Below are 23,449 nucleotides of genomic sequence, written 5' to 3'. Positions count from 1 at the left end.
GGAGATAAGAATGTCCGTCCACGAACTCGCTCGGTCGATCGGTTCGAGTCGCCTGATCACCGACCCGGCGGTAATGGACTCGTACCGTCGCGACGAGGCCCATCTCGCCGAACCCGGCCATCCGGCAGCCGTCATGCTCGCTGATACTGCGGCCGACATTTCCGAGGCTCTGAAATGGGCTACTGCTCACCGTGTCCCGGTGGTAACCCGCGGTGCGGGAACCGGTTTGGCGGGTGGCGGGGCAGCCGTCGAGGGCTGCCTGGTCATCTCGACCACTCGCATGCGCTCGATTCTCGAGGTCAATCCGGACGATCAGCTGGCTGTCGTGGAAGCCGGGGTGATCAACGCTGACATCAGCCGAGCAGCAGACGAGTACGGGCTGATGTACGCCCCCGATCCGAGCAGCTTCGAGATCTCCACGATCGGCGGAAACATCGCCACCAACGCCGGTGGACTGCGTTGCGTGAAGTACGGCGTCACCCGCGATTCAGTCCTGGGTCTCGAGGTTGTGCTCGCCGACGGTCGGATCGTGCGGACAGGCCGAAGGACCGTCAAAGGTGTTGCGGGATACGACTTGACCAGTCTTCTCGTCGGTTCGGAAGGAACACTCGGAGTCGTCACGAGTGCCACGCTCAAGTTGCAGCCCAAGCCCAAGAGAGCACCGGTCACCGTCGTCGGCAGTTTCGACTCTCTCCGCTCCGCAGCGGACGCGGTTGCCGCGGTCGTTCGCGACGGGATCGGGCCGAGCCTGCTGGAGCTGATCGATCGAGCAACCCTTCGCGCAGTCGACGACTGGAAACGAATCGGGTTGGAAGACAACACTGCCGCGATGCTGATCGCACAGGCCGATGGGGTCGACGCCGACGCAGCAGCCGCGGCGATGCAGAAACACTTCGAGCAGGCCGGCGCCGATTTTGTCGCCGTCTCACAGGACGCAGCAGAAGCCGCACAGCTACTCGAGATTCGCCGACTCGCCTATCCGGCATCCGAACGACTCGGTCAATGTCTGGTGGAAGACGTCGGGGTCCCGCGGTCGAAACTGCCCGACATGCTCGAAAGTATCGACCGGGCGGCCGCCGAGCACTCGGTCAAGATCATGACCGTCGCGCACGCGGGTGACGGCAACGTCCATCCGACCTTCGTCTTCGACCGCACAGCCGACGGCTCGGTCCCCGAAGCCGTGTGGACCGCCGCGGACGAGGTCTTCCGGCGTGCTCTCGAACTCGGCGGAACTCTGACCGGAGAGCACGGCGTCGGCGTTCTGAAGCGTCGCTGGCTCTCTCTCGAGCTCGGCGAGGACAGCATGCAACTGCACCGATCGATCAAGGCCGCGTTCGATCCACTCGGAATCCTCAACCCTGGTAAGGGTTTCTGATTCTCGAGCGGTGTTACACAGCATTTACGCGAAATCGGGTTTCAGGTATTGACGCCTGTATATACAGGCATATACATTTATCCGCAGTGACAGTGACCCAGCGCACAGAGCACCAGGCGCAAAGCACCAAGCACGAAGAAGGTGGGCAATACCCCGACGTCGATTCCGTCGCTCGACGGGCTCGCAGCAGAAAGACAGGCCTATGACTCACGATGGACCGGCCGAGGTCATCCTCACTCCGGAACGACGCACTATCGACGTCGTCCCGGATGCAGAACGACACGGCACCCCGCGCAGCCAGTTCACTCTCTGGTTCGGCGCCAACATGCAGATCACGGCAATCGTCGACGGTGCTCTCGCCGTCGTATTCGGCGCGGACGCCATCTGGGCAATCGTCGGACTTCTGATCGGCAACATCTTCGGTGGCGCTGTCATGGCGCTTCACTCCGCACAGGGCCCGCGCATGGGCCTCCCCCAGATGATCTCGAGTCGCGCCCAGTTCGGCGTCAAGGGAGCCGTCGTACCGCTAGTTCTCGTCATCCTGATGTACCTCGGCTTCGCTGCCACCGGCACCGTGTTGGCCGGCCAAGCCGTCAACAAGATCCTGCACATCGACAGCCCCACCGTCGGCATCGTCGTCTTCGGTCTCCTCACCGCATTCGTCGCGGTCACCGGCTACAAGCTGATCCACATCGTCGGCAGGATCGCCACCGTCGTGGGCATCGTCGGATTCTCCTACCTGGCCGTTCGACTGTTCCTCGAGTACGACGTCGCCTCGTACGTCGGTATCAAGGGCTTCGACATCGTCACCTTCCTGCTCGCGATCTCGCTGGGCGCCGGTTGGCAGCTCACGTTCGGCCCGTACGTCGCCGACTACTCGCGTTACCTGCCGCGCAGCACCTCCGAGAGCACTACCTTCTGGTCGACGTTCCTCGGTAGCGTCATCGGATCACAGTGGTCCATGACCTTCGGCGCCCTCGTCGCGGCCTGCGCCGGCGACGCGTTCCTGGGTAACCAGGTCGGCTTCATGGGAGATCTGGCCGGACCCGCTGCCATCGCCTTCCTGATCTACTTCGTCATCCTGGTCGGCAAGCTGACGGTGAACGTGCTCAACGCGTACGGCGGATTCATGTCGATCCTGACCACCGTCACAGCCTTCAACGGCCAGTCACGAATCTCGAGCACCGCCCGTACCCTCTACATTCTCGGGTTCACCGCCGTCTCGGTGTTGATCGCGATCGCCGCCAGCGCCGACTTCCTGGACAACTTCAAGAACTTCGTCCTGGTGTTGCTGATGGTGTTCACGCCGTGGAGTGCGATCAATCTGATCGACTACTACCTGATCTCCAAGGAGCGCATCGACATTCCGGCGCTCTACGACGTCAACGGTCGATACGGAGCATGGAACTTCACCGCATTGGCTTGCTACGCCGCCGGCGTTCTCGCCCAGATCCCGTTCCTCGCCCAGAAGATGTACACCGGCCCCGTCACGGACATGCTCGGCGGCGCCGACATCTCCTGGATCGTCGGCATCGTGTTCACCGGGCTGATCTATTACCCGCTCGCCAAACGCACCAGCAATCCACCTTCGTCGATGATCTACCCCGATCACACCGCGATGACCGACTCTCGCGTCTGATCCCCCAACATCTTTCGAACTTCAGTTAAGCAAGGAGAACACCATGGAAATCAGCACCCCCGGCCACGAGCCGCGCCCCGTCCGTGCTCCCCGCGGCCCCGAGCTCACGACGCTCGGTTGGCAGCAGGAGGGCGCCCTGCGCATGCTCATGAACAACCTCGACCCCGATGTTGCCGAGCACCCGGACAGCCTCGTCGTCTACGGCGGAACCGGTCGCGCAGCACGTAGTTGGGCGGCATTCGACGCCATGGTCGCCACGCTGAAGACGCTGAAGAACGACGAGACCATGCTCGTGCAGTCCGGCAAGCCGGTCGGTGTCTTCCGCACCAACGAGTGGGCACCGCGAGTGCTGATCGCCAACTCCAACCTCGTCGGTGACTGGGCGAACTGGGAAGAGTTCCGCCGTCTCGAAGACCTCGGCCTGACCATGTACGGCCAGATGACCGCAGGCTCCTGGATTTACATCGGCACCCAGGGAATCCTGCAGGGCACCTACGAGACCTTCGGCGCCATTGCGAAGAAGCGCTACAACGGATCGCTCGCCGGAACGATCACGCTCACTGCAGGTCTTGGCGGAATGGGCGGCGCCCAGCCTCTCGCCGTCACCATGAACGACGGCGTCGCGATCTGCGTCGACTGCGACATCACCCGCATCGACCGTCGTATCGCCCACAAGTACCTCGACACCAAGGCCGACAGCATCGAGCACGCGCTCGAACTGGCGACAGCGGCACGCGACGCCAAGAAGCCGCTCTCCATCGGCCTCGAAGGCAATGCGGCAGAGATCTTCCCGGCGCTGCTGGAGATGAAGGCCCCCATCGACATCGTCACCGACCAGACCTCGGCGCACGATCCCCTCGCCTACCTGCCGATCGGGATCGACTTCCCCGACATGAAGATCATGTCGGAGAAGGATCCGCAGAAGTTCACCGAAGATTCCCGCAACGCGATGGCCGCGCACGTCAAAGCCATGGTCGGATTCATGGACGCCGGCGCCGAGGTGTTCGACTACGGCAACTCCATCCGTGACGAGGCCCGCAAGGCCGGCTACGACCGCGCTTTCGACTTCCCAGGATTCGTTCCGGCCTACATCCGCCCGCTCTTCGAAGAAGGTCTCGGCCCCTTCCGCTGGGCAGCTCTCTCCGGTGATCCCAAGGACATCGAGGCCACCGACAAGGCCATCCTCGAACTCTTCCCCGAGAACGAGCACCTGCGTCGCTGGATAACCATGGCAGGCGAAAAGGTTGCCTTCGAGGGCCTTCCGGCCCGCATCTGCTGGCTCGGATACGGTGAGCGCCACCTCGCGGGCCTCAAGTTCAACGAGATGGTCGCCTCGGGCGAACTGTCCGCGCCGATCGCCATCGGCCGCGATCACCTCGACTCGGGATCGGTCGCCTCGCCGTACCGCGAAACCGAATCGATGATCGACGGGTCCGACGCGATCGCCGACTGGCCGCTGCTCAACGCCCTGGTCAACACCGCGTCCGGCGCTTCGTGGGTTTCACTTCACCAAGGCGGCGGCGTCGGTATGGGACGCTCCATCCACGCGGGACAGGTGTGCATCGCCGACGGCACCGAACTCGCGGCCAAGAAGCTCGAAGCGGTTCTCACCAACGATCCCGGGATGGGCGTCATCCGGCATGCGGATGCAGGATACGACCACGCCATCGACACGGCGGCCACGCGCGGCGTCCGTATCCCGATGACCGAGAACTGAAACAGCTCCACCACCTCACACTGAGTTAGGAATTACATTGACCACGAATGGTTCTCGAACCACAGTTCTGACCAACATCGGAACCCTCGTCACCAATGACCCGACTCTGGGTGAGGGCAAGCTCGGCGTACGACACGACGCGGCAATCGTTTTCGACGACGGCGTTGTTGCTTGGGTCGGCGATTCCGCCGACGCCCCGGCTGCCGATATCGGTCAGGATATCGGCGGTCGGGCCCTGCTCCCCGGCTTCGTGGAGAGTCACTCACACCTGGTGTTCGGTGGCGAGCGGGCCGAGGAATTCGCAGCTCGCATGGCGGGCGAGAAGTACGCCGCCGGCGGCATTCGCAACACCATCGAAGCGACGCGCTCGGCCACCGACGAACAATTGCAGGCCAATGTTCGGCGCCTACTCGACGAATCCCTGCGCTCGGGCAGCACAACCGTCGAATGCAAGACCGGGTACGGGCAGAACACCGAGAGCGAACTACGCAGCGCACTGATCGCCGGGCAGTTCACCGACGAGGTCACACTGCTGGCCGCCCATGTTCCACCACCCGAATATGCCGGCCGCGCCGATGATTACGTCGCCATGGCGTGCGACGAGATGATCCCTGCCTGTGCGCCACACGCAAAGTGGATCGATGTCTTCTGCGAGCGAGGAGCGTTCAACCGCGAACAGGCTCATGCAGTCCTGAGCGCAGGCGTCGCCGCCGGACTGACCCCCCGAGTTCACGGCAATCAACTCGGCGAAGGGCCAGGAGTTCAGCTCGCCGTCGAGATGGGAGCAGCGTCCGTCGACCACGTCACGTACGTCACCGCCGAGGACATCGACGCCCTGGCTCAAAGTTCCACCGTAGCAACACTGTTGCCCGGCGCCGACTTCTCCACCCGCAACAAGTACCCCGACGCACGCGCACTGCTGGACGCCGGAGTCACCGTAGCTCTGGGCGCCGACTGCAATCCCGGTACCTGTTACACCACGAGCCTTCCGTTCTGCATCGCAATTGCGGTGCGAGACATGCACATGACGCCCGCTGAGGCAGTCTGGGCAGCCACTGCAGGTGGCGCTCGGGCGCTGCAGCGCACCGACGTCGGAACCCTTTCTCTCGGAACACGTGCCGACGCCATCGCGCTCGATGCACCGTCGTACCTCCACCTCGCCTACCGCCCGGGCGTCCCTCTGGTGCGCGAGGTCTGGAAAAACGGCGCACTCGCCACAAGCTACTGAAATACACTCACCGGGAGGCCGTCGTGGCACATCAGATCGCAGTCGACATCGAACCCAAGCCGTGGACCGGGCGCTCGGACGGCACCACTGCCGAGCATCTGCGGTGGCATCATGCCGTGCAACCGTATTCAGCCGAAACAGCTCCCGGCGACTGTGTTCTGATCGGATTCTCCAGTGACGAAGGAGTCCGCCGCAACAAGGGCCGCCGCGGCGCCGCGGACGGCCCGGACGCGTTGCGAGCGGGGTTGGCCTCCATGGCGCTGGCCGAACCACTGCAGATTCAGGACGCGGGAACCGTTGCCGTGTCGGGTGAAGAACTCGAGACCGGTCAGGCCGCACTCGGAAACGCCGTCAGCGTTGCGCTCGATTCGGGACACTTCCCCGTGGTTCTCGGGGGAGGACACGAAATCGCCTACGGTACATACCTCGGCGTCGCGGGCTCCGACTTGCGAACCGCCGGAGCCAAACTCGGAATCCTCAACTTGGATGCGCACTTCGATCTACGTGGCGACCCGATCCCCAGTTCCGGCACGCCCTTTCGTCAGATCGCCGAGGACGAAGCCGCGGCAGGCACCTCACATCAGTACAGCGTGATCGGAATCAGCCAACCGAGCAACACCACTGCTCTGTTCGACACGGCTCACCGCCTTGGCGTTCGCTATCTGCTCGACGAAGAATGCGGAGTGATCGGTCGAGGCGTCGTGGATCAGTTCCTCGCAGACTTCCTCGACGACGTCGATCTGGTCTACCTGACCATCGACCTCGACGTGCTTCCCGCCGCCGTGGCGCCGGGCGTCAGCGCACCCGCGGCCTACGGCGTCAGTCTGGAAACAATCCAATACGTATGTGATCGAGTCACATCCAGCGGAAAGCTCGCGGTTCTCGATGTCGCCGAACTGAACCCGAGCCTCGACATCGACAATCGCACTGCCCGGACCGCTGCTCGCCTGATCCACCGGATAGTCACCAAGCACGTGCCGGTTCGGCGCTAGCCTCGGCGCGCCTCCAGCGCATCGAGAATGAGATCGAGACCGTAGGCGAACTCACTCGTGTGGTCGTAAGCCGGACTCAGACCGTGATCGACGATCATCTCGTGAAGGAAGGGCAACTCTCCAGCCGGAAGGTGCTCGAGGATGTCACTCGCAACTTCTTCGACGTCGACGGGCCCGCTGATCGGCAGATTCGCCTCCTGGAGAACATATCCGCCGATGTAACTGTCGATCAGCGAGGCTCCGTGGGCGGCCATCGGCAGCGTGAACCCGGCCTTCCGGAGGACTCCGAGCACAGCGTCGAGATGACGCAGGGTCGCCGAGCCAGGGTTGCGTCGCGAATCCAGCAAACCGAGAGCCCAACGGTGCTGCGACAGGACTGTGCGAGCGGAAAAGGCGCGTCCACGGATTGCATCTCGCCAATCCGCACACTCGCCGTCGGGTAGGTCGATCGCCTCGAAGACCGCATCGACGAGGCCGTCGAGAATCGCATCTTTGTTGGGCACGTGGTGGTAGAGCGACATCGCCTCGATGCCCAACTCCTGGGCCACCCGTCGCATCGTGACGGCCTCGACACCACCCGCGTCGGCAACGCGGATCGCACCCTCGATTACGCGAGTCCTGTTCAGCGACTGTCGCGGTTGCCGTGACACACAGACTCCCCTCCGAGGAACGAATACGTTGACAACCTTACATCCGTAAGTCACCCTTACAGGTGTAAGCCAGCCTTACGTTCGTAAGGCGCTCGCGAAGGGAGACCGCAATGCCGATGCCGAGATGGTGGGGACATGTCAACAAGCGAGTGTTCAATCCTCGTGCGATCTCGAGCGGGAAATGGCCGGTACTGACACACGTCGGACGCACATCCGGCACGACCTACCGGACCCCTCTCGACGCCTATCCGGTCGAGGGTGGCTATGTCTTCATTCTGGTGTACGGATCAGGCTCGGACTGGGTGCAGAACGTCTTGAAAGCGGGAAGCGCTCGACTGTCGGTCGACGAGACGGAGGTGCGCCTTGGCGCCCCGCGCCTCGTCACGAAAGACGAAGCATTTCAAGCACTTTCCTCAGATGTGTCCCAACCCCCGAGACTGCTCCGCATCACCGAGTACCTTCGGATGGATCTGATTACGGCCTGAGGCTGCCCGTCACGCGAGGACCTCACGCACGGCGGACCTGACTTCGTCCATGCTGCAACCGGATTCGATCAGTTCAGTACCCGTATGCACCAGCGAGTTGATCAACTTGGCGGTGAGCTTCGGGTCCGACACGCCACGGAGGCGAAGGGCCTCGACAAGCGGAAGCACAAGACTGTCGTGCATTTCCATGATCCGCGAATCTCGAAACGTTTGCGGGGTCAGCGTCGCCAGCGCTCCGACTATCGCATGCTCCCCATCGGCAACCAGTTGGAGGTTTGCCTCGACGTACGCCCATACCGGATCGTCTGCGCCTGCCATCGCCTCGACGATCTTGTCGTTCCAGCGCGGGAACATGTCTTCGACGACGGCACTGAGGAGATCTTCTCGGGACCGGAAGTAGTGATAGGCACTCGACCTGGCGAGCCCGGCCTTCGCTGCCACCTCACCGAGCCCCGGCGGCCGGTCCGGGGTCTCGGACAGAAGAGCGTGTGCAGCGTCGAGGAGGGCACGGCGCTGAGCAGCACGATGCTCGACCACAGTGGGGGCATCGATCCTCGGCACCGAATCTCCTCCAGTCCCCTTGCGGGCTTACTCGCTCTGACGCAATCGGCCGTCAACCATTTCGAGGATGCGGTCGCAGTGCCCGAGCACGTCGTGATCGTGGGTCACCATGATCGTAGCGACGCCGGCCTCGTGAGTTTCGCGCGAGAGCAGTTCAACCACCTCATGGCTACGTTTTCGGTCGAGAGCAGCCGTCGGCTCGTCGACGAGCAGTAGCGAGGGATTGCTCATCAATGCCCGAGCGATACCGACGCGCTGTCGTTCGCCGCCGGAGAGTTGACCAGGTCGACGATCCGCACGGTGGCTCATACCGACCGAGTCGAGCAATTCCTCGGGATCGCGCCCCGGCCGCCCCGTGAGCTTGGGAATCAGCCGAAGCTGATCGCGCGCCGTCAGCGCTGGAATCAGATTGCCGGATTGAAAGACGAAGCCGACCTTGTCTCGTCGAAGTTTGGCCAATGCACGGGCCGGCATCGCCGACACGTCGACGCCGTCGATGACAATCGTTCCACTCGACGGCCGACCGAGTCCGCCTGCCACAGCGAGCAAGCTCGACTTTCCAGCCCCTGACGGCCCGACGATCGCGACGAGTTCGCCGCCCGTGACCTCGAGGTCCACGTTGTCGAGGGCGAGCACTGTGGAGTCACCGTCACCGAATCGAAGACTGACAGCGGTCAATACCAGTCCGGTAGTGGTTTTTTCGACTGTGGTCATCGGTTTTCCCCCAATGCGGTGAGCGGGTTGACACGCGTAACGCGGACGATGGAAACGGCTGCGCCGATCAGCCCGAGTACCGCCAAGAGCACTGCGCCGTTGACGACAGGACCGGACTCCAGAGCGAACGGCATCCCACCGCCTTCGAGTCCCGAGCCGAGCCCCAAGCCCAGCAACACACCGATGCCGATGGAACCAAGCAGCACTACCAGTGCCTGTGCCATGCCGTCGCGAAGCAGGAAGCCGGTGGAGGCTCCCATCGCACGCAACACTGCGAGTTCGCGACCACGCTGAACTGTCCAGATACTGAAGAATGCACCGACGACCAGTGCGGAGATCGCGTACAGAAACGCCTTGATCATCGACATTGTCATCATTTCCGCGGAGAAGCCCGGTGAGGAGTCGAAAGATTCCTCGAGCGTCTTTGCGGACGTTCCCGCCGCCGCATCGCCCGATACGAGGTTCGGCAGTGTATCGTCCAGCCCGCGAATCGCGACAACGCTCGCTTCGGAATACGCACTGGCGTTGGCGGTTTCGCCGATCTTGGTACCGGCGTGAACCTCCTGCCAGGTACGCAGGGGCAGGTAGGCGACGTCGACGTGCCCGAAAGTGCGCTTGTCTTCGGTGAATCCGACAACTGTCAGCTCCGTACCGAGTCGATCGAGTATCACCGTGTCACCGATCGCAACACCGTCGTCGCGGAAGGTAGAGCTGACGATGATGTCCGTGTCGGCTTGCAGTCCCCTCCCGTCGGCGGTGACGGGCTCGAGGAAGGAGCCAGGTTCGATACCGAAGAGCGTGAGATCGACAGGCGTGCCACTGCGAGTTTTTGCATTGACGATCATGTTGCCGAAGAGCTCGGCGTCTTGGACATCCGGTTGCGCGCGCCATGCCTGCGCCTGCTCTTCGGTGACGACCGACCGTGAAAAGGCAGAGTCTGCCTTCGTGTCCGGAGCGAAGGCGAATGCCTGGATCGGTGTCCGTTGCAAAGCGGACACACCATCATTGACCAGGCCGGACGAGAGGCCGGACAGGATCACCATCAAGATCGAGATGAGGGCAACCACGGCGCCCATCAAGAGGAATCGGTTTCGCGCAAACCACAGTTCACGCAGGGCGAGGAACATTCGGGAAGCTCCAAAGTCGTCGGTGCGAGTCACGCCGACTTTTATCGACGCCTTGTCGAAATCATATCGACAAGGCGTCGTAAAACTATGTGAGGTGCGTTACTACTATTCGTAGTAGCCATCGTGAGGCGCTGAGCGTCGTATCAGTCCCCGACGCCCACTGGCCGATCGCCGACAATCGAGATTCGATCCATCACACGACGAGCCGGGAAGTAGTCACTGGCCGCGTAATGCTGGCAGGTCCGATTGTCCCAGAACGCAACAGTATTCGGCTCCCACTTCAGTCGGACCTGGAATTCCGGACGATTGACGTGGCGATACAGCATCGTGAGAAGTTCGTTCGATTCCTCTTCGGATACGCCCAAGATCCGTTGCGTGAAGGTCATGTTGACGAACAACACCCGCCTGCCGCTTTCCGGAATGACCCGAACCACCGGATGCTGCACCGCGGGGAACTTCGGACGCAACATCTCGACCGCATCCGCCGGCATCGACCTGCCGAACGAGTTGATCCAATCATGTTCTGCAACAAGCGGGTCGATACGCTTCTTGACGTCTTCCGGAAGCAGATCGTAGGCAGCAGCGGTGTCAGCCCACAACGTGTCACCACCCACCTCTGGCACCTCGACTGCACGAAGTACGGCGGCAAATGAAGGAAACTCGTGCCACGTCACGTCGTTGTGCCAGTTGTTCTCGACGCCGCCGACCATTGCATCCTTGGCCAGCGTCGTGACATCGACGTCCGTCTGCCCTGGCTGCGTGTACTTGAAGAACGGATGCTGTTCGAGATCGCCCCAACGCTCGGCAAAAGCTCGATGTTCTGCTCGGCCGAGGTCCTGATCCCGAAAGAAGAGGACTTTCCATTCGAGGAGAGCGCGGCGAAGTTCCGCAATCACGGCATCAGACAGGTCCCCACCGAGTCGAATGCCGGAGATTTCCGCTCCGATCGTCGGCGTGACCGCCTTGACCGCAAAGTGTTCGTACGGCGCCGGAACTACGGACTCGGGATTCCGGCGAGCGACAAGTGGACCATAGGCAGCAAGCGGATCGGTGGGGATCGGAAAGATCGTTGCCGCAGGCAAAAGGGTAGCCATCAAGGCACTTCCTCGGAATCGACGATGTCGTAACGGACAAAATCCAGATTAAGGCTATGTCCTTAACGTGTCAACGGTCACGTTCTCCGGCGCGCACCTTGACCCTGACGCCGCGTCAGGGTTGGAGAATGGTTGCCACAGACGAAATCCGAATCGACAAACGGGAGGGCGAGGCGATGATGACCATCGGCGAGCTGGCGAATCTGGCCGGCACCACCGTCAGATCCGTGCGCTACTACCACTCGAACGGGCTTCTCGAAGAACCACAACGCCAACCCAACGGCTACCGCATGTACCGGGCGGTGGACCTGGCACGACTGAGCCGCATCCGCCGCCTGCGCGATCTGGGGATTCCTGTTGCCAAGATCGCCGAACTGCTCGACGGCGACGCTCACGACACCCGGTCCGCACTCGACGCACTCGACAAGGAACTGGCAGCCAAGGCCGAACAGATCGCGGTTCAACGTGCTCACATCGAGTCGCTACGCCGCAACGCCGATCCCGAACTACCCGACGCGTTTTCGGAAGTGCTCGCACAGTACGTCGTTGCCGGTGCACCGACAGCGTGGATCGACAACGAGCGCGAACTCCTGATTCTCGCGCTCACCGTCTCCGGGGGTGATCCCGAAGTCTGCGATTCACTCCTGAGCGCACACCGCCGGGCGTTGGCTAAGCCGAACCGCAAGCAGGCAATCGAATTGATTACTCGCATGTACGCCCTCACCGACGCTCCGGCGGACGCCGACACGATTGCGGCCCTTGCCATTCAGTTCTGCGATTTCACCGAGAGAGTGCTTCCTGAACAGGCCGCACCGGAACGCCCTTCACCCACCCGGTTGGTAGCGGTGCTGCGCGAGCACCAAGCAGATCGAAGAACCCCGACCCAGGAAAGATTCGCGAAGGCTGTAGCGGCCGAGTTCGCTGCCCGCCAGTCTCGACCCTGAAACTCCGCCACTGAATCCCCACATCGGAAGTGGGGTGATCAACGCTGCCCGAAAATGGGCTCGAAACAAGGACACGACACGATAATGACTGGATCCATCATGCCCAGATCACGCACGCCTCGACCACGAAAGTGGCTGGCTACCACAATCGCCGCTGTCGCACTCGCAGTACCTGCGCTGGCGGCGTGCTCGGATCCTGCTGCTCCGCAGGAAGATCCACAATCGAATCTCAGCGCGTTCCACGACCAGGATGTCGAATGGGGGCCATGCGCCACAGACACCGGAACATCGACGGCAAGTGACTGCGCCATGGTCACAGTACCTTTGGACTATTCCGCCCCTGACGGCAAGACAATCGAAGTGGCGATCTCGCGGGTCGCGTCCACCGACCCTGCACAGCGACGCGGGATCTTGCTCACCAACCCTGGTGGCCCGGGCGGCCGAGGACTGGGATTGCCCGAGATTCTGAATGCCGGGATGACACCGGAAGTCGCAGCGGCATACGACGTCATCGGCATGGACACCCGAGGGCTCGGCAAGAGCACGCCGATCGACTGCGGCGTCGAGCAGATGACATGGATGCGTTCACCGGGTACCACAGAGGAAGGGTGGAACGAAAGTGTTGCGCTCGCACGCGAGGCCGCTGACACATGCTGGGACAAGTACCCGGACTATCTGCCGCACATCAATACTCAGAACATCGCCCGCGACCTCGACGTGATTCGTGGCGCCCTCGACCAGGAGAAGGCGTCGTACTTCGGGTGGTCGTACGGCACATATCTTGGTGCGACCTATGCGCAAATGTTCCCAGACAGGATCGACCGTGTGGTTCTCGACAGCGCACCGGACCCGAAGAAATACGGATACGAGATGTTCCAGGACATGGGCCCGGCCAATGAGAAAGCGATCGACGGATTCTCACAGTGGGCAGCAGAACGCAATTCCACCTATGCACTCGGATCGACGCCCGCCGAAGTTCGCGCCCTCGTCGAGAAGCTGATCTCGGACGCTGCCACCACTCCGATTCAGATCGGTGACTACGCCGTCGACGATCACGTCCTTCCATTCCTGATGTACGTCAACGGAACCGGGGACACCGAAAAGGAAAGCGAGGCATTCGCTCAGGTATTGGTTCAGTTGCGCGAACTCGCCGCAGGCAAGACCGTCGAGGACATCCATCCCCAGCTGACGGGACTGATGCAGGCGTGGTTCCAGACCGAATTGGGGACCGGCCCTGACTATGCCGGAACAATCGCCATTGTCTGCGGAGACGTGTCGATGCCGAGCGATCCCGCGTGGTATCGCAACAAGTTGGAGGAGCACCGTGGTGATCAGCCGATCTTCGCCGGCACGCACAACACGATCATGCCCTGCGCGTTCTGGCGCAGTGAGGCCCCGAAGCGGATCGACATCGACAACAACGTTCCGGCATTGCAGATCCAGGCAACCGGTGACACCCGCACGACGTACGACGAAGGCCTCGGCATGCATGAAGCGATGAAAGGTTCACGGCTCGTGACAGTTCCAGGCCGCACTCATGCGGTGTTCCCGGGCTACGCGAATACTTGCGCAAACGCCGCCGTCAACTCGTACCTGCTCGACGGCTCACTGCCCGCCGAAGACGTGGTGTGCGAGTCATGATCTCAGCCAGTCAGCTCGCTCTTGATCTCGTTCTTGAGAACTTTGCCGACCTTGGAGCGAGGTAGATCGTCCCAGACGATGACTTGCTTCGGAGTCTTCACACTTCCGATGCGAGACTTCACGAAAGCCATCACCTCGGCGCCGTCGATGTCTGCGCCGAGGTGTGGCTGCACCACTGCCACAACACGTTCGCCCCACTTGTCGTCCGGCAACCCGATCACTCCGCAGTCCTGAATCCCCGGATACGCCATGAGTGCCTGCTCCACCTCGACCGAATAGACGTTGAAACCGCCGGTGATGATCATGTCCTTCGCACGATCGACGATGAACAGGAAATTGTCCTCGTCCAGGTACCCGATGTCGCCGGTGTGATGCCAGCCGTGGGCTGACGCTTCCGCGGTTGCGTCGGGGTTCTTGTAATAACCCGCCATCACCAACGAACTGCGAATCACCACCTCACCACGCTCGCCACGTCCGAGCAGCGCGCCTTTGTCGTCCATGATCCCCACGGTCACCAGCGGCGACGGTCGACCCGCCGACGAGAGTCGTGACGTTGCGGCAGTGCCGTCCGGGCCGAAATGCTCCTTCGGTGACATCGTCGAGATCATCATGGGGGCTTCACTCTGCCCGAACAGCTGAGCCATGACCGGTCCGATCTTGTCGATCGCCTCCTCTAGCCTGGTCGGGGAGATCGGTGCCGCGCCGTACCAGAAACACTGCAGCGAGCTACGATCCGTTACCGCGAGGTCCTCGTGCTCGAGCAACATGTAGATGAGCGTCGGCGGCAGGAAGGTGTGAGTCACCTTGTGCTTCTGAACGTTCGCGAGGAAGTACCCGAGATCGGGCTTCGGCATGATCACCACTTCGCCGCCGAGGGCCATGATCGGGAAGCACAGAACACCGGCGGCGTGAGTCAACGGCGCCAACGCCAGATACACCGGGCGCCCCTCGAATGGATAACTCATCAGAGTGATTGCAGTCATCGTCTCGATGTTGTGCCCGGTCAACATCACGCCCTTGGGGCGGCCCGTCGTACCACCGGTGCCGACCAGCATGGTGACGTCGTCGGGCGCCGCGGCGTCGAGTTCTTCTTCCCCGAGCCAGCTTTCGAGGGACTGTGCCGAATCCCATTCGCCGTCGATACAGACGAGCGTCACCAACTGTGGAAGCGCGTCCTTGATCTGGTCGACGAGCGGCGCATAGGACTTCTGGAAGAACAGAGCGCGACAATCGAACAGATCCAACAGGTCTCGGTTTTCCGCAGCTTCGTTGCGAGGGTTAATCGGGCACCAGACCGCGCCAGCCCTACTGATACCGAATACGCAGGAGAACGAGATCGGGTCATTGCCGGACAAAATCGCGACCTTCTCGCCCGCCGCGATGCCCGAAGCAGCGAGCGAAGCTGCGAAGCGTCGGCTGAACTGTTGCACCTCACTGTAGGAGAGAGTGCGCTCCCCCATCGTCAAACACGGTGCGGTGGAACCAAGAGAGGCTCCCTTGTCGAGATAGTCGGTCAAACGCATGGGGAGCCTCCAGGGCGGGGCTCCCGGCGCGATGCACGCCGGGAGCCGTGAACATGATGACGAGGGCGACGAGCTAGGCGTTGATGGTTACTTCCGGCTCCAGAGCCAGCCCGAAACTACGTAGCGCGCCAAGCAGTTCGCGATGGCCGAACGCCTGGCAGGCCGAGGCAAGCCCGGTCCTCTTGGGCGCCTGCTGAAGCAACGAATGCGCTGCATAAGCGTGCAGGAGGCCCGTCTGCTTGTAGTTGCAGTTTCCGTGAATCACGACGTGCGAGCGACCCAGCGGTCCCGACGCGTAGACGGAGTCGAGTGAGGTGTTGATGCGCGGATTTTCACGAGGGGGCATACCCGCCTGAACCGAACCGGCGATCTCGGCCAAGGCGGCTTCCTGCTCGTCGGCGGGCAGGGTCTTGATCTGCTCCTCCACGATCTTCTGTGTCGCGACAACACCTTCCATCACGGTGCGGTCGAACACCCCACCCGCAGCCTTGACGTTGGAAACTCGCGGATCGTTCTTGAACCACACGGGGTGGCAAGTTCCGCCCCACGGCAATGCAAGCGCAGTTTCGTGCTGGCCGGGAACGACGACGTCGAAAGTCTGGCCGGGCGCCCACTGCACGTACTTGTTCTGCTCGAGGTAGTACCAGTTCGCTTTGAGGATGGTGAAGATCGTCTGAGTGGAGGCGTAGGTGGGAAATCCCTTCCACAGCACGAGAATGTCGAGCGTATCGAGACCCGGCGTTTCCAGTGCGATGTTGGCCGCGATCTCACCGGTGGTGTACATCTGCGCGATACCGGGCGAGAGAAGCAGGCCCTTCTCCTGGTACTTGTCGCCGAACTTCTCCTGGACGTCGAGTACCCAGTCCTGCTCACCGGTGGTGTCCATATAGTGGCAACCGGCATTCAACGCAGCCTCGACGACGGTGCCGCCAAGCTTGATGAACGGCCCGACCATGTTGCTGACAACCTGTGCGCCGGTGAACAATTCGGTGAGAGCCTCGACCGTGTGCTCGACCTCGACGACCTCGTGATCGACGGTGTCCAAACCGGGGATCTTGTCGAGGACCTCCTGGATGCGAGCGGCGTCGCGACCGGCCGCGATGAACGGGATGTTGAACTCGCGCAGGTATTCACACACCAGACGGCCGGTGTACCCGGAGACGCCGTAAACGATGACGGGCTTCTTTTCGGACATGTTCGTGGAACCTTTCGAAGACGTGAGAAGGATGTACGTACGAATGGGGAGGGCAGTTACATGCCCATGCCACCGTCGACCGGTAGGCCGATTCCGGTGATGAATCGCGCGGCGTCGGAGGACAAGAACACCACGGCGTCAGCCATGTCGTTCACTTCACCGAGGCGGCCGAGCGGGGTGAGACCGATGACGTCGCCGACTGCCGCTTCGGCACTGGGCCAGAGGCCGAGCTTCTCCATGTCCGCCGCGAGTCCGAGACCCATCTCCGTGGCGACGAGGCCCGGGTAGATGCAGTTGACGCGGACTCCGTAGCCGAGCTTGCCCGACTCGGCGGCGGCAACTCTGGTGAAGCGATCGACCGCGGACTTGGTCGCGGAGTATCCACTGATCCCGGGAAACGGAATGGTTGCGGCCACTGAAGAGATGTTGATGATGGAGCCGCCGGTTCCGGCTACGCCACCCGGACGCATGCTGCGGAGTCCGTGTTTGGTTCCGAGCGCTGTTCCCAGGATGTTGACCTCACACATACGGCGGATGTCGCCCGGATCGAGGTCGACCACCAGCGAGGAAATCTCGATGCCTGCGTTGTTGACGAGGATGTCGAAGCCGCCGAGAGTCTCCGCGGTGGCGGCGACTGCCTCTTCCCAGTTGGCGTCGTCGGTGACGTCCAGCTTTACGAAGCCGGTTTTGACACCGCCCGAACCAACGGCCTCTGCGGTGGCACGACCTTCGTCTTCGAGAACATCGCCGATCATCACCGACGCCCCCGCCTTCGCCAACGCCTCAGCCATTCCGGCTCCGAGCCCCTTGGCACCACCTGTGACCAGTGCTTTTCGTCCCTCGAGATCAAACACGCTCATTTTCGACTGCCTCCATGACTGAAACGACTCTCGCGATGCCACCGTTCACAGCGACGCTGCCAAGTGGTGTGAGTCACAGAGTATTCAACTTTGGACGAGTGTCAAGAGAAATCTTGACGACTGTCAAGATTTTGTTACACGCCCGTCAAAGACCAGGGGTTACACTGATTCGGACGCGGCGATCGTGCCGCTGTGGAAATCGCAGGGAACAGGACGTGCCATCGTGACCACGACAGTCGAGAAGCCAAGTGGGGCAGGAAAAAAGGCGGTTCCTGTCTCTTCGGAGAAGCGGTCCAACGCAGACAAGGTGTCACGTCGTCAGGTCGACAAATTCTCCGAGCGACGTGATCAACTGGCCGAGGCCGCACTGCAAACGCTGGCCGAACTGGGCTACGCACGCACGAGCCTGCGCGAAATCGCCCAGAATTCGGAGTTCTCCCACGGCGTCCTGCACTACTACTTCAGCGACAAGGTCGATCTCATCACCCACTGCGTGCGCCACTACAAGGCACGCTGCGTCACCCGCTACGACGGCATCGTCGCCACCGCTCAGACGCCGGAGGAACTGAAAACGGGTTTCGGCGCGCTGCTCGCCGAGACCATGATCGACGAGCCGACGATGCACCGCCTCTGGTACGACCTGCGCGCGCAGTCGATGTTCGAGGAGTCGTTCCGAACCGACGTGGCCGCGATCGACGAGAGTCTCGAAAACATGATCTGGCGCATCGTCTCTCGCTATGCCGAGCTTCTCGACGTGGAGCCCTCGGTCACCTCGCCGGCGATGTACGCGATCTTCGACGGCCTGTTCCAGCAGAGTCTTCTTCGCCACCTGTCCGGTGATCAGACTGCCGCGAACTATCTTTCGGAGAGCGTCCAGCAGATGCTGCCCCTGGTAGTGCCCACACCCTGAGCCGGCACCACGTCCTGAGTCGGCTCAGCGAGCAGCGATGCCTTCCGCGACGTACCTGGCACCGCGATCGAATTCGCCGACCACGTCGTAATCGGCGTCTTGCCGCCAGAAGCGAACCAACGCTCCGTACGTACCGCCGATCATCTGCGCGAGAAACAGCGGCGGGTAGTCCGATCTCACTTCGCCGGCTTCGATACCGGCAGTGACGATCCGCAGAAGTTCCACATGGAACCGATGATCGTGTGCCGCCCCCGCTCCGGAGGAGGCGAAGTCGCGCTCGAGTTCTGCAGTCACCATGCGCAGATAGCGCGGATGCATGATCGCTTGTTGCGCAAAGTCCTGAAAAATCCGGGAGATCCGATCAGAGGTCGGCATCGGCGATTCCATGAGCTGATCCACCAGTGCCGCAAGCTGATCGAGATGATCACTGTGCAGCGCCTCGAGAACCGAGTCCTTGCCCTGGAAGTAATTGAAGAAGGTGGCTCGCGACACCTCGGCTCGCTCGGCGATGTCGTCGACGGTCGTGCTGGCGAAACCCTTCGCCGAGAACAGAATTCGAGCAGCCGAGAGCAACCTGTCGTTGGTATCGCGCTTGTTCTGTTCTCGTTTGGAAATCACGTCGACCTGCCTTTCTCCGCCTCAGAACACAGTCTTCGCCACAGTCCGGAATGTGTCCAATGTCGGTCTCGCCAGTTGACGCACCACCCCCTCGATAGATGGACTACAGTCCAATTATGTCGACTGTTTCCACAGAACGCCACGACCGCGTTCTCATCGTCAGAATCGAACGCGAAGAACGTCGTAATGCGATCAATCGTGAAACTGCCGAGGGAATCGAAGCCGCACTGAACCTTCTCGACGACGACCCTTCTCTGTGGGTCGGCATCATCACCGGAACCCCCAACATCTTTTGCGCCGGAACCGATATCCGAGAGCGAGCCGACCTTCGCATGCCTCGCGGCGGTGAGTACGGCGTCATTCGGCGTCAGCGAAACAAGCCTCTGATCGCCGCAGTGGAGGGATACGCGCTGGGCGGCGGCTTCGAAATCGCATTGGCCTGCGATCTGATCGTCGCTTCCGCCACAGCACAATTCGGCCTACCCGAAACCAAACGCGGTCTGGTTGCGACGTCCGGTGCGCTCTTTCGGGCGCCGCGTGCCCTTCCGATCAATGTCGCTCGCGAACTCCTGATCACCGGGCGCACTCTCGATCCCGATCGGGCCAAAGATCTCGGCGTCGTCAATGCAGTGACTGCCCCGGGTAAGGCGCTCGACGAGGCTCTGGTGATGGCAGCCGAGATCTGCGAGTCCTCTCCGACCTCGGTAAGCCTGAGCCTGAAGGCAATCGACGCTCTCTACGCCGAGGCCGATACTGCCGGATGGACCATCACCGACGACGCCAAGGACGCGGTGCTCCGATCGCCGGACATCGCCGAAGGACTCGACGCTTTTGCGAGCCGTCGGACGCCGCAGTGGAGCGGACTGCCGCCCACATGAGCGACCACGATCCGAGACGGATTTCCTATAGGGCTGGTCGGAAAGGGTGTGAACCGGTTACAGTCTCTTCCGTGACTGGAATTGGCGCATACGAGACGGGCACGCTGCTGACGCGGCGACGCCATGTCGATTTTGCGCACGTCTGTACATCCGGGTGTCCGATCTACTGATCGGACCTACGACGTGAGCGCCGCTCACGTCGATACTCGTATGTACACCCAGATCAGGGGACATTTCTGTCATGACCACCGCTTCGATCTCGCACCTGAGTTCCGTCGTAGCAGCCAATGCCGACGCCATCGACAAGGACGCAAGCAAAGCGCACGTCGTCTTCAAGGCATCCGCTCAGGCGCACGACGCCGTTGCCAGCACCATTTCTCTCGGTAAGTACACCGTCGAGGTCGACGAGCCGCCGGCCCTCGGCGGCGAGAACACCGCAGCCAATCCCGTCGAGTACTACCTCGCATCCCTGCTCTCCTGCCAGGTGGTCACCTACCGTGTGTGGGCGGACAAGCTCGGTATCGCGCTCGACGACATCTCGGCCAGGGCAGAAGGCGACCTCGACGTTCGTGGATTCTTCGGATTCGACGATGCCGTCCGCCCGGGATTCTCCGAGGTTCGCGTCGTGGTGACCCTGACCGGTCCGGAAACTCGCGAGCGATACCTGGCGTTGCAGGAGACGGTCGACGCCCACTGCCCCGTACTCGATCTCACCCGAAATCCCGTCCCAGTGCATACAGTCGTCGAAACCGCCTGACCCGCACCAACCCACCTTCACCACGGAGTATGAATTCATGAGCGAGAACACCCCCGTCGACACCGATCCGACCGCAGATTGGTCGTTCGAAACCAAGCAGGTCCACGCCGGACAGGGCCCGGACAGCGCTACCAACGCTCGAGCGCTTCCGATCTACCAGACCACCAGCTACGTCTTCGACAACACCGACCATGCGGCGGCGCTCTTCGGCCTCGCCGAGCCGGGCAACATCTACACCCGCATCATGAACCCGACGCAGGACGCCGTCGAGCAGCGCATCGCCGCTCTCGAAGGCGGAGTCGCGGCTCTGCTGGTTGCGTCCGGTCAGGCCGCCGAGTCCTTCGCGATCCTCAACCTCGCCGAGGCCGGGGACCACATCGTCTCCAGCCCCCGCCTGTACGGCGGCACGTACAACCTCTTCCACTACACGCTGCCCAAGCTCGGCATCACCGTCGACTTCGTCGAGGACCCGGACAACCTCGATCACTGGCGTGAGGCAATCCGTCCGAACACCAAGGCGTTCTACGGCGAAACCATCTCCAACCCCAAGAACGACGTGTTCGACATCCCCGGCATCAGCGCAGTCGCCCATGAACACGGCATCCCACTGATCGTGGACAACACGGTTGCAACTCCGTACCTCATTCAGCCGCTGAAGCACGGCGCCGACATCGTCGTCCACTCCGCCACCAAATACCTTGGTGGACACGGCACCGCGATCGCCGGCGTCATCGTCGACGGCGGCACGTTCGACTGGACCCAGGGACGCCACACCAACTTCACGACCCCCGACCCCAGCTACCACGGCGTCACCTTCGCCGATCTCGGTGCACCCGCCTACGCCCTCAAGGCACGCGTTCAGCTTCTGCGCGACCTCGGCTCGGCCATCGCACCGTTCAACGCCTTCCTCATCTCGCAGGGCATCGAGACACTGAGCCTGCGCATCGAGCGCCACGTGTCCAACGCCCAGAAGGTCGCGAAATTCCTCGAAGGCCGCGCCGAAGTCACGTCGGTCGCTTACGCCGGACTGGAATCCTCACCCTGGCACGAGCGTGGAAAGCAGCTGGCTCCCAAGGGAACCGGCGCCATCGTCGCGTTCGAGCTCGCCGGTGGAGTCGACGCAGGCAAGAAGTTCGTCAACGCACTGACGTTGCACAGCCACGTCGCCAACATCGGTGACGTTCGCTCACTCGTCATCCACCCCGCGTCGACGACGCACTCGCAGCTCACCCCCGAGGAGCAGCTCGCTTCGGGTGTCACCCCGGGGCTCGTCCGCCTCGCGGTCGGTATCGAAGGAATCGACGACATCCTCGCCGACCTCGAAACCGGTTTGGCAGCAGCAGCTTCCTGATCGAGCACACGAAAAAGCTCGGTCCCGACAGGCGTCGGGACCGAGCTTTTTTGTTGCGTCAGAACTAGCTCTTGGGAGTGAACGCGGCCAGCGGTTCACTGTCGGACCAGTCATGGCCCCAGTAGCTGTCCGCCGTGATTTCCTCAGCGGTGTAGAAGGTTTCGTCGACAAGCGTGCCTTCGCAACCGAACTCGAGATCCCAGCCACCGGGTGCGCGCACGTAGAACGAGACCATCTTGTCGTTCGTGTGGCGACCCAACGTCGAGGAGATCGAGAAGCCGAGCTTGGCAACACGATCGAGAGCCTGACCGACGGCGTCGAGAGTCTCGGCTTCCATCATCAGATGCACGAGACCGGGTTCGTCAACCGGCGGCGCCGGGCACAGCGCCAGGCTGTGGTGGCGCTGGTTGACACCCATGAAGCGAACGCGGCGAGCCGGCGGCGGCGCATCGATTCCGCCGAGACGGATGGAACCGCGCGGAAGGAATCCGAGCACCTCGGTGTAGAAGGTGTACGCCTCGTCGAAACGCGTAACCGGAAGCACCACATGGCCGAGTCCCTGATCACCGGTGACAAAGCGGCCGCCGTGCGGGGTGACCAACGGGCTGTGGTCGAGTACCGGTCCGAAGAAAACCTCGACGCGGTTGCCGTTGGGATCGTCGAATGCGATGACCTGCTCGGCATCGCGGTAGCTGGCGTCGACCTCGGAAAGAACCTCGACCTCGACTCCGGCCTTCTCGACCTCTTCACGAACACGCTGGAGCGCGAACTGATCTCGCACTTCCCAACCCACTGCGAGAGCCTTGTCCGTCTCACCGGGCAGGACGATCAGTCGCGCACGACGCTCGTCCAGGCGCAAGTAGAGGCCGTCGGCTTCCGGGCCACTACCGACCGCGAGGCCGAGTCCGTCGACCACGAGCTCGCGCCAGCAAGCCACGTCCTGCGTTTGGATCCTGAGATACCCCAGGCCCCGAATTTCAGTCATGCCTAACCGTCCTTGCTTCGAGAGTGATTGTGGGACTAGATCATCGAGCGGTGGATGCCCTGCGGTTCGCCACCGAGCTGCGAGAGCGTCGACGCGTGGAAGATGGAACCGGGTACGTGGATCGCGTGCGCGAGACCGGCATGCGCGTCACGCCAGAACCGCTGCATCGGCGTGTTCAACTGCAACGCGCCACCACCGGAACGAG

General features: G+C 62.1%; 22 protein-coding genes and 1 pseudogene. 12 read left to right on the top strand and 11 right to left on the bottom strand.

Features of this window, described 5'->3' with window-relative positions; translation table 11 throughout:
* Positions 1–10: 10 nt before the first annotated feature.
* From H7C86_RS33025 to hutG, 5 genes are all read left to right on the top strand, one after another.
* Positions 11–1,375, top strand: coding sequence for an FAD-binding oxidoreductase (locus H7C86_RS33025; protein WP_182263094.1), 1,365 nt, complete (start codon positions 11–13; stop codon positions 1,373–1,375).
* A gap of 202 nt (positions 1,376–1,577) precedes the next feature.
* Entirely contained in the window at positions 1,578–3,014 is a 1,437-nt protein-coding gene (locus tag H7C86_RS33020) for a cytosine permease (RefSeq protein WP_020909179.1), read from the top strand.
* 43 nt (positions 3,015–3,057) lie between these two features.
* The gene (hutU, locus tag H7C86_RS33015; RefSeq protein WP_019745352.1) at positions 3,058–4,731 is read left to right on the top strand and encodes a urocanate hydratase; all 1,674 of its coding nucleotides are present in this window, start codon (positions 3,058–3,060) and stop codon (positions 4,729–4,731) included.
* Between the two features lie 37 nt (positions 4,732–4,768).
* Positions 4,769–5,959 (top strand): imidazolonepropionase, encoded by a 1,191-nt coding sequence (gene hutI, locus H7C86_RS33010; protein WP_070386365.1) that lies wholly within the window; start codon positions 4,769–4,771, stop codon positions 5,957–5,959.
* A 23-nt stretch (positions 5,960–5,982) separates the two neighbouring features.
* Entirely contained in the window at positions 5,983–6,951 is a 969-nt protein-coding gene (gene hutG / locus H7C86_RS33005; RefSeq protein WP_070795656.1) for a formimidoylglutamase, read from the top strand.
* Here hutG and H7C86_RS33000 read toward each other — a convergent pair.
* Complete coding sequence (locus tag H7C86_RS33000; protein ID WP_182263093.1) at positions 6,948–7,601, bottom strand: TetR/AcrR family transcriptional regulator; 654 nt, start codon at positions 7,599–7,601, stop codon at positions 6,948–6,950. The genes hutG and H7C86_RS33000 overlap by 4 nt on opposite strands.
* A gap of 110 nt (positions 7,602–7,711) precedes the next feature.
* Here H7C86_RS33000 and H7C86_RS32995 point away from each other — a divergent pair, with 110 nt between their 5' ends.
* Positions 7,712–8,086 carry a nitroreductase family deazaflavin-dependent oxidoreductase gene (locus H7C86_RS32995; RefSeq protein WP_021331953.1) on the top strand — a complete coding sequence of 125 codons (375 nt, stop codon included), beginning with the start codon at positions 7,712–7,714 and terminating at the stop codon, positions 8,084–8,086.
* A 9-nt stretch (positions 8,087–8,095) separates the two neighbouring features.
* Here H7C86_RS32995 and H7C86_RS32990 read toward each other — a convergent pair whose 3' ends face one another.
* The 4 genes from H7C86_RS32990 to H7C86_RS32975 form a co-directional block, all read right to left on the bottom strand.
* Positions 8,096–8,647 (bottom strand): TetR/AcrR family transcriptional regulator, encoded by a 552-nt coding sequence (locus H7C86_RS32990; RefSeq protein WP_021331952.1) that lies wholly within the window; start codon positions 8,645–8,647, stop codon positions 8,096–8,098.
* Positions 8,648–8,674: 27 nt separating this feature from the next.
* The gene (locus H7C86_RS32985) at positions 8,675–9,361 is read right to left on the bottom strand and encodes an ABC transporter ATP-binding protein (RefSeq protein ID WP_020970838.1); all 687 of its coding nucleotides are present in this window, start codon (positions 9,359–9,361) and stop codon (positions 8,675–8,677) included.
* Positions 9,358–10,488 carry an ABC transporter permease gene (locus tag H7C86_RS32980; RefSeq protein WP_182263099.1) on the bottom strand — a complete coding sequence of 377 codons (1,131 nt, stop codon included), beginning with the start codon at positions 10,486–10,488 and terminating at the stop codon, positions 9,358–9,360. The genes H7C86_RS32985 and H7C86_RS32980 overlap by 4 nt, the downstream gene beginning before the upstream one ends.
* Before the next feature lie 143 nt (positions 10,489–10,631).
* Positions 10,632–11,582 carry a TauD/TfdA family dioxygenase gene (locus H7C86_RS32975; protein WP_020970840.1) on the bottom strand — a complete coding sequence of 317 codons (951 nt, stop codon included), beginning with the start codon at positions 11,580–11,582 and terminating at the stop codon, positions 10,632–10,634.
* A 128-nt stretch (positions 11,583–11,710) separates the two neighbouring features.
* Between H7C86_RS32975 and H7C86_RS32970 the strand changes: the two genes are divergently transcribed.
* Together H7C86_RS32970 and H7C86_RS32965 are read left to right on the top strand one after the other, a co-directional pair.
* Positions 11,711–12,526 (top strand): MerR family transcriptional regulator, encoded by an 816-nt coding sequence (locus H7C86_RS32970; protein ID WP_256279791.1) that lies wholly within the window; start codon positions 11,711–11,713, stop codon positions 12,524–12,526.
* An 84-nt stretch (positions 12,527–12,610) separates the two neighbouring features.
* On the top strand, positions 12,611–14,167 hold the full coding sequence (locus H7C86_RS32965) for an alpha/beta fold hydrolase (protein ID WP_182263092.1): 1,557 nt from the start codon (positions 12,611–12,613) through the stop codon (positions 14,165–14,167).
* A gap of 2 nt (positions 14,168–14,169) precedes the next feature.
* Here H7C86_RS32965 and H7C86_RS32960 read toward each other — a convergent pair whose 3' ends face one another.
* The 3 genes from H7C86_RS32960 to H7C86_RS32950 form a co-directional block, all read right to left on the bottom strand.
* Complete coding sequence (locus H7C86_RS32960; protein WP_182263091.1) at positions 14,170–15,690, bottom strand: AMP-binding protein; 1,521 nt, start codon at positions 15,688–15,690, stop codon at positions 14,170–14,172.
* A 73-nt stretch (positions 15,691–15,763) separates the two neighbouring features.
* Entirely contained in the window at positions 15,764–16,885 is a 1,122-nt protein-coding gene (locus H7C86_RS32955) for a DUF5938 domain-containing protein (protein WP_019745371.1), read from the bottom strand.
* 56 nt (positions 16,886–16,941) lie between these two features.
* Complete coding sequence (locus H7C86_RS32950; RefSeq protein WP_019745372.1) at positions 16,942–17,745, bottom strand: SDR family NAD(P)-dependent oxidoreductase; 804 nt, start codon at positions 17,743–17,745, stop codon at positions 16,942–16,944.
* Between the two features lie 307 nt (positions 17,746–18,052).
* On the opposite strand from H7C86_RS32950, the gene H7C86_RS32945 reads away from it, so the two are divergent.
* Complete coding sequence (locus H7C86_RS32945; protein WP_020909198.1) at positions 18,053–18,655, top strand: TetR/AcrR family transcriptional regulator; 603 nt, start codon at positions 18,053–18,055, stop codon at positions 18,653–18,655.
* 24 nt (positions 18,656–18,679) lie between these two features.
* On the opposite strand, the gene H7C86_RS32940 is transcribed toward H7C86_RS32945, so the two are convergent.
* Positions 18,680–19,273, bottom strand: coding sequence for a TetR/AcrR family transcriptional regulator (locus tag H7C86_RS32940; protein ID WP_182263090.1), 594 nt, complete (start codon positions 19,271–19,273; stop codon positions 18,680–18,682).
* A gap of 116 nt (positions 19,274–19,389) precedes the next feature.
* On the opposite strand from H7C86_RS32940, the gene H7C86_RS32935 reads away from it, so the two are divergent.
* The 3 genes from H7C86_RS32935 (at position 19,390) to H7C86_RS32925 (ending at position 22,259) form a co-directional block, all read left to right on the top strand.
* Positions 19,390–20,151, top strand: coding sequence for an enoyl-CoA hydratase-related protein (locus H7C86_RS32935; protein ID WP_029537047.1), 762 nt, complete (start codon positions 19,390–19,392; stop codon positions 20,149–20,151).
* 241 nt (positions 20,152–20,392) lie between these two features.
* Complete coding sequence (locus H7C86_RS32930; RefSeq protein ID WP_182263089.1) at positions 20,393–20,908, top strand: OsmC family protein; 516 nt, start codon at positions 20,393–20,395, stop codon at positions 20,906–20,908.
* Positions 20,909–20,945: 37 nt separating this feature from the next.
* Positions 20,946–22,259 carry a bifunctional o-acetylhomoserine/o-acetylserine sulfhydrylase gene (locus tag H7C86_RS32925; protein ID WP_019745377.1) on the top strand — a complete coding sequence of 438 codons (1,314 nt, stop codon included), beginning with the start codon at positions 20,946–20,948 and terminating at the stop codon, positions 22,257–22,259.
* Between the two features lie 64 nt (positions 22,260–22,323).
* On the opposite strand, the gene bphC is transcribed toward H7C86_RS32925, so the two are convergent.
* Together bphC and H7C86_RS32915 are read right to left on the bottom strand one after the other, a co-directional pair.
* The gene (bphC, locus tag H7C86_RS32920) at positions 22,324–23,244 is read right to left on the bottom strand and encodes a biphenyl-2,3-diol 1,2-dioxygenase (protein WP_182263088.1); all 921 of its coding nucleotides are present in this window, start codon (positions 23,242–23,244) and stop codon (positions 22,324–22,326) included.
* 35 nt (positions 23,245–23,279) lie between these two features.
* Positions 23,280–23,449 (bottom strand): annotated as a pseudogene (locus H7C86_RS32915) (hydroxylase); the annotation flags it as partial.

Origin of the sequence: Rhodococcus sp. UFZ-B548, from assembly GCF_903819475.1 — a bacterium.
GTDB classification, from domain to species: Bacteria; Actinomycetota; Actinomycetes; order Mycobacteriales; family Mycobacteriaceae; genus Rhodococcus_F; species Rhodococcus_F erythropolis.
Note: the sequence above shows the minus strand (reverse complement) of the source record. Positions and strands in the feature narration are given on the sequence as shown.

What these genes read in the sequence shown, in the direction of transcription:
- H7C86_RS33025 (WP_182263094.1), top strand. Translation starts at nt 11, where the DNA reads ATGTCCGTCCACGAACTCGCTCGGTCGATCGGTTCGAGTCGCCTGATC.
- H7C86_RS33020 (WP_020909179.1), top strand. Translation starts at nt 1,578, where the DNA reads ATGACTCACGATGGACCGGCCGAGGTCATCCTCACTCCGGAACGACGC.
- hutU (WP_019745352.1), top strand. Translation starts at nt 3,058, where the DNA reads ATGGAAATCAGCACCCCCGGCCACGAGCCGCGCCCCGTCCGTGCTCCC.
- H7C86_RS32995 (WP_021331953.1), top strand. Translation starts at nt 7,712, where the DNA reads ATGCCGATGCCGAGATGGTGGGGACATGTCAACAAGCGAGTGTTCAAT.
- H7C86_RS32985 (WP_020970838.1), bottom strand. Translation starts at nt 9,361, where the DNA reads ATGACCACAGTCGAAAAAACCACTACCGGACTGGTATTGACCGCTGTC.
- H7C86_RS32980 (WP_182263099.1), bottom strand. Translation starts at nt 10,488, where the DNA reads ATGTTCCTCGCCCTGCGTGAACTGTGGTTTGCGCGAAACCGATTCCTC.
- H7C86_RS32975 (WP_020970840.1), bottom strand. Translation starts at nt 11,582, where the DNA reads ATGGCTACCCTTTTGCCTGCGGCAACGATCTTTCCGATCCCCACCGAT.
- H7C86_RS32970 (WP_256279791.1), top strand. Translation starts at nt 11,711, where the DNA reads ATGGTTGCCACAGACGAAATCCGAATCGACAAACGGGAGGGCGAGGCG.
- H7C86_RS32965 (WP_182263092.1), top strand. Translation starts at nt 12,611, where the DNA reads ATGACTGGATCCATCATGCCCAGATCACGCACGCCTCGACCACGAAAG.
- H7C86_RS32960 (WP_182263091.1), bottom strand. Translation starts at nt 15,690, where the DNA reads ATGCGTTTGACCGACTATCTCGACAAGGGAGCCTCTCTTGGTTCCACC.
- H7C86_RS32955 (WP_019745371.1), bottom strand. Translation starts at nt 16,885, where the DNA reads ATGTCCGAAAAGAAGCCCGTCATCGTTTACGGCGTCTCCGGGTACACC.
- H7C86_RS32950 (WP_019745372.1), bottom strand. Translation starts at nt 17,745, where the DNA reads ATGAGCGTGTTTGATCTCGAGGGACGAAAAGCACTGGTCACAGGTGGT.
- H7C86_RS32935 (WP_029537047.1), top strand. Translation starts at nt 19,390, where the DNA reads ATGTCGACTGTTTCCACAGAACGCCACGACCGCGTTCTCATCGTCAGA.
- H7C86_RS32930 (WP_182263089.1), top strand. Translation starts at nt 20,393, where the DNA reads ATGACCACCGCTTCGATCTCGCACCTGAGTTCCGTCGTAGCAGCCAAT.
- H7C86_RS32925 (WP_019745377.1), top strand. Translation starts at nt 20,946, where the DNA reads ATGAGCGAGAACACCCCCGTCGACACCGATCCGACCGCAGATTGGTCG.
- bphC (WP_182263088.1), bottom strand. Translation starts at nt 23,244, where the DNA reads ATGACTGAAATTCGGGGCCTGGGGTATCTCAGGATCCAAACGCAGGAC.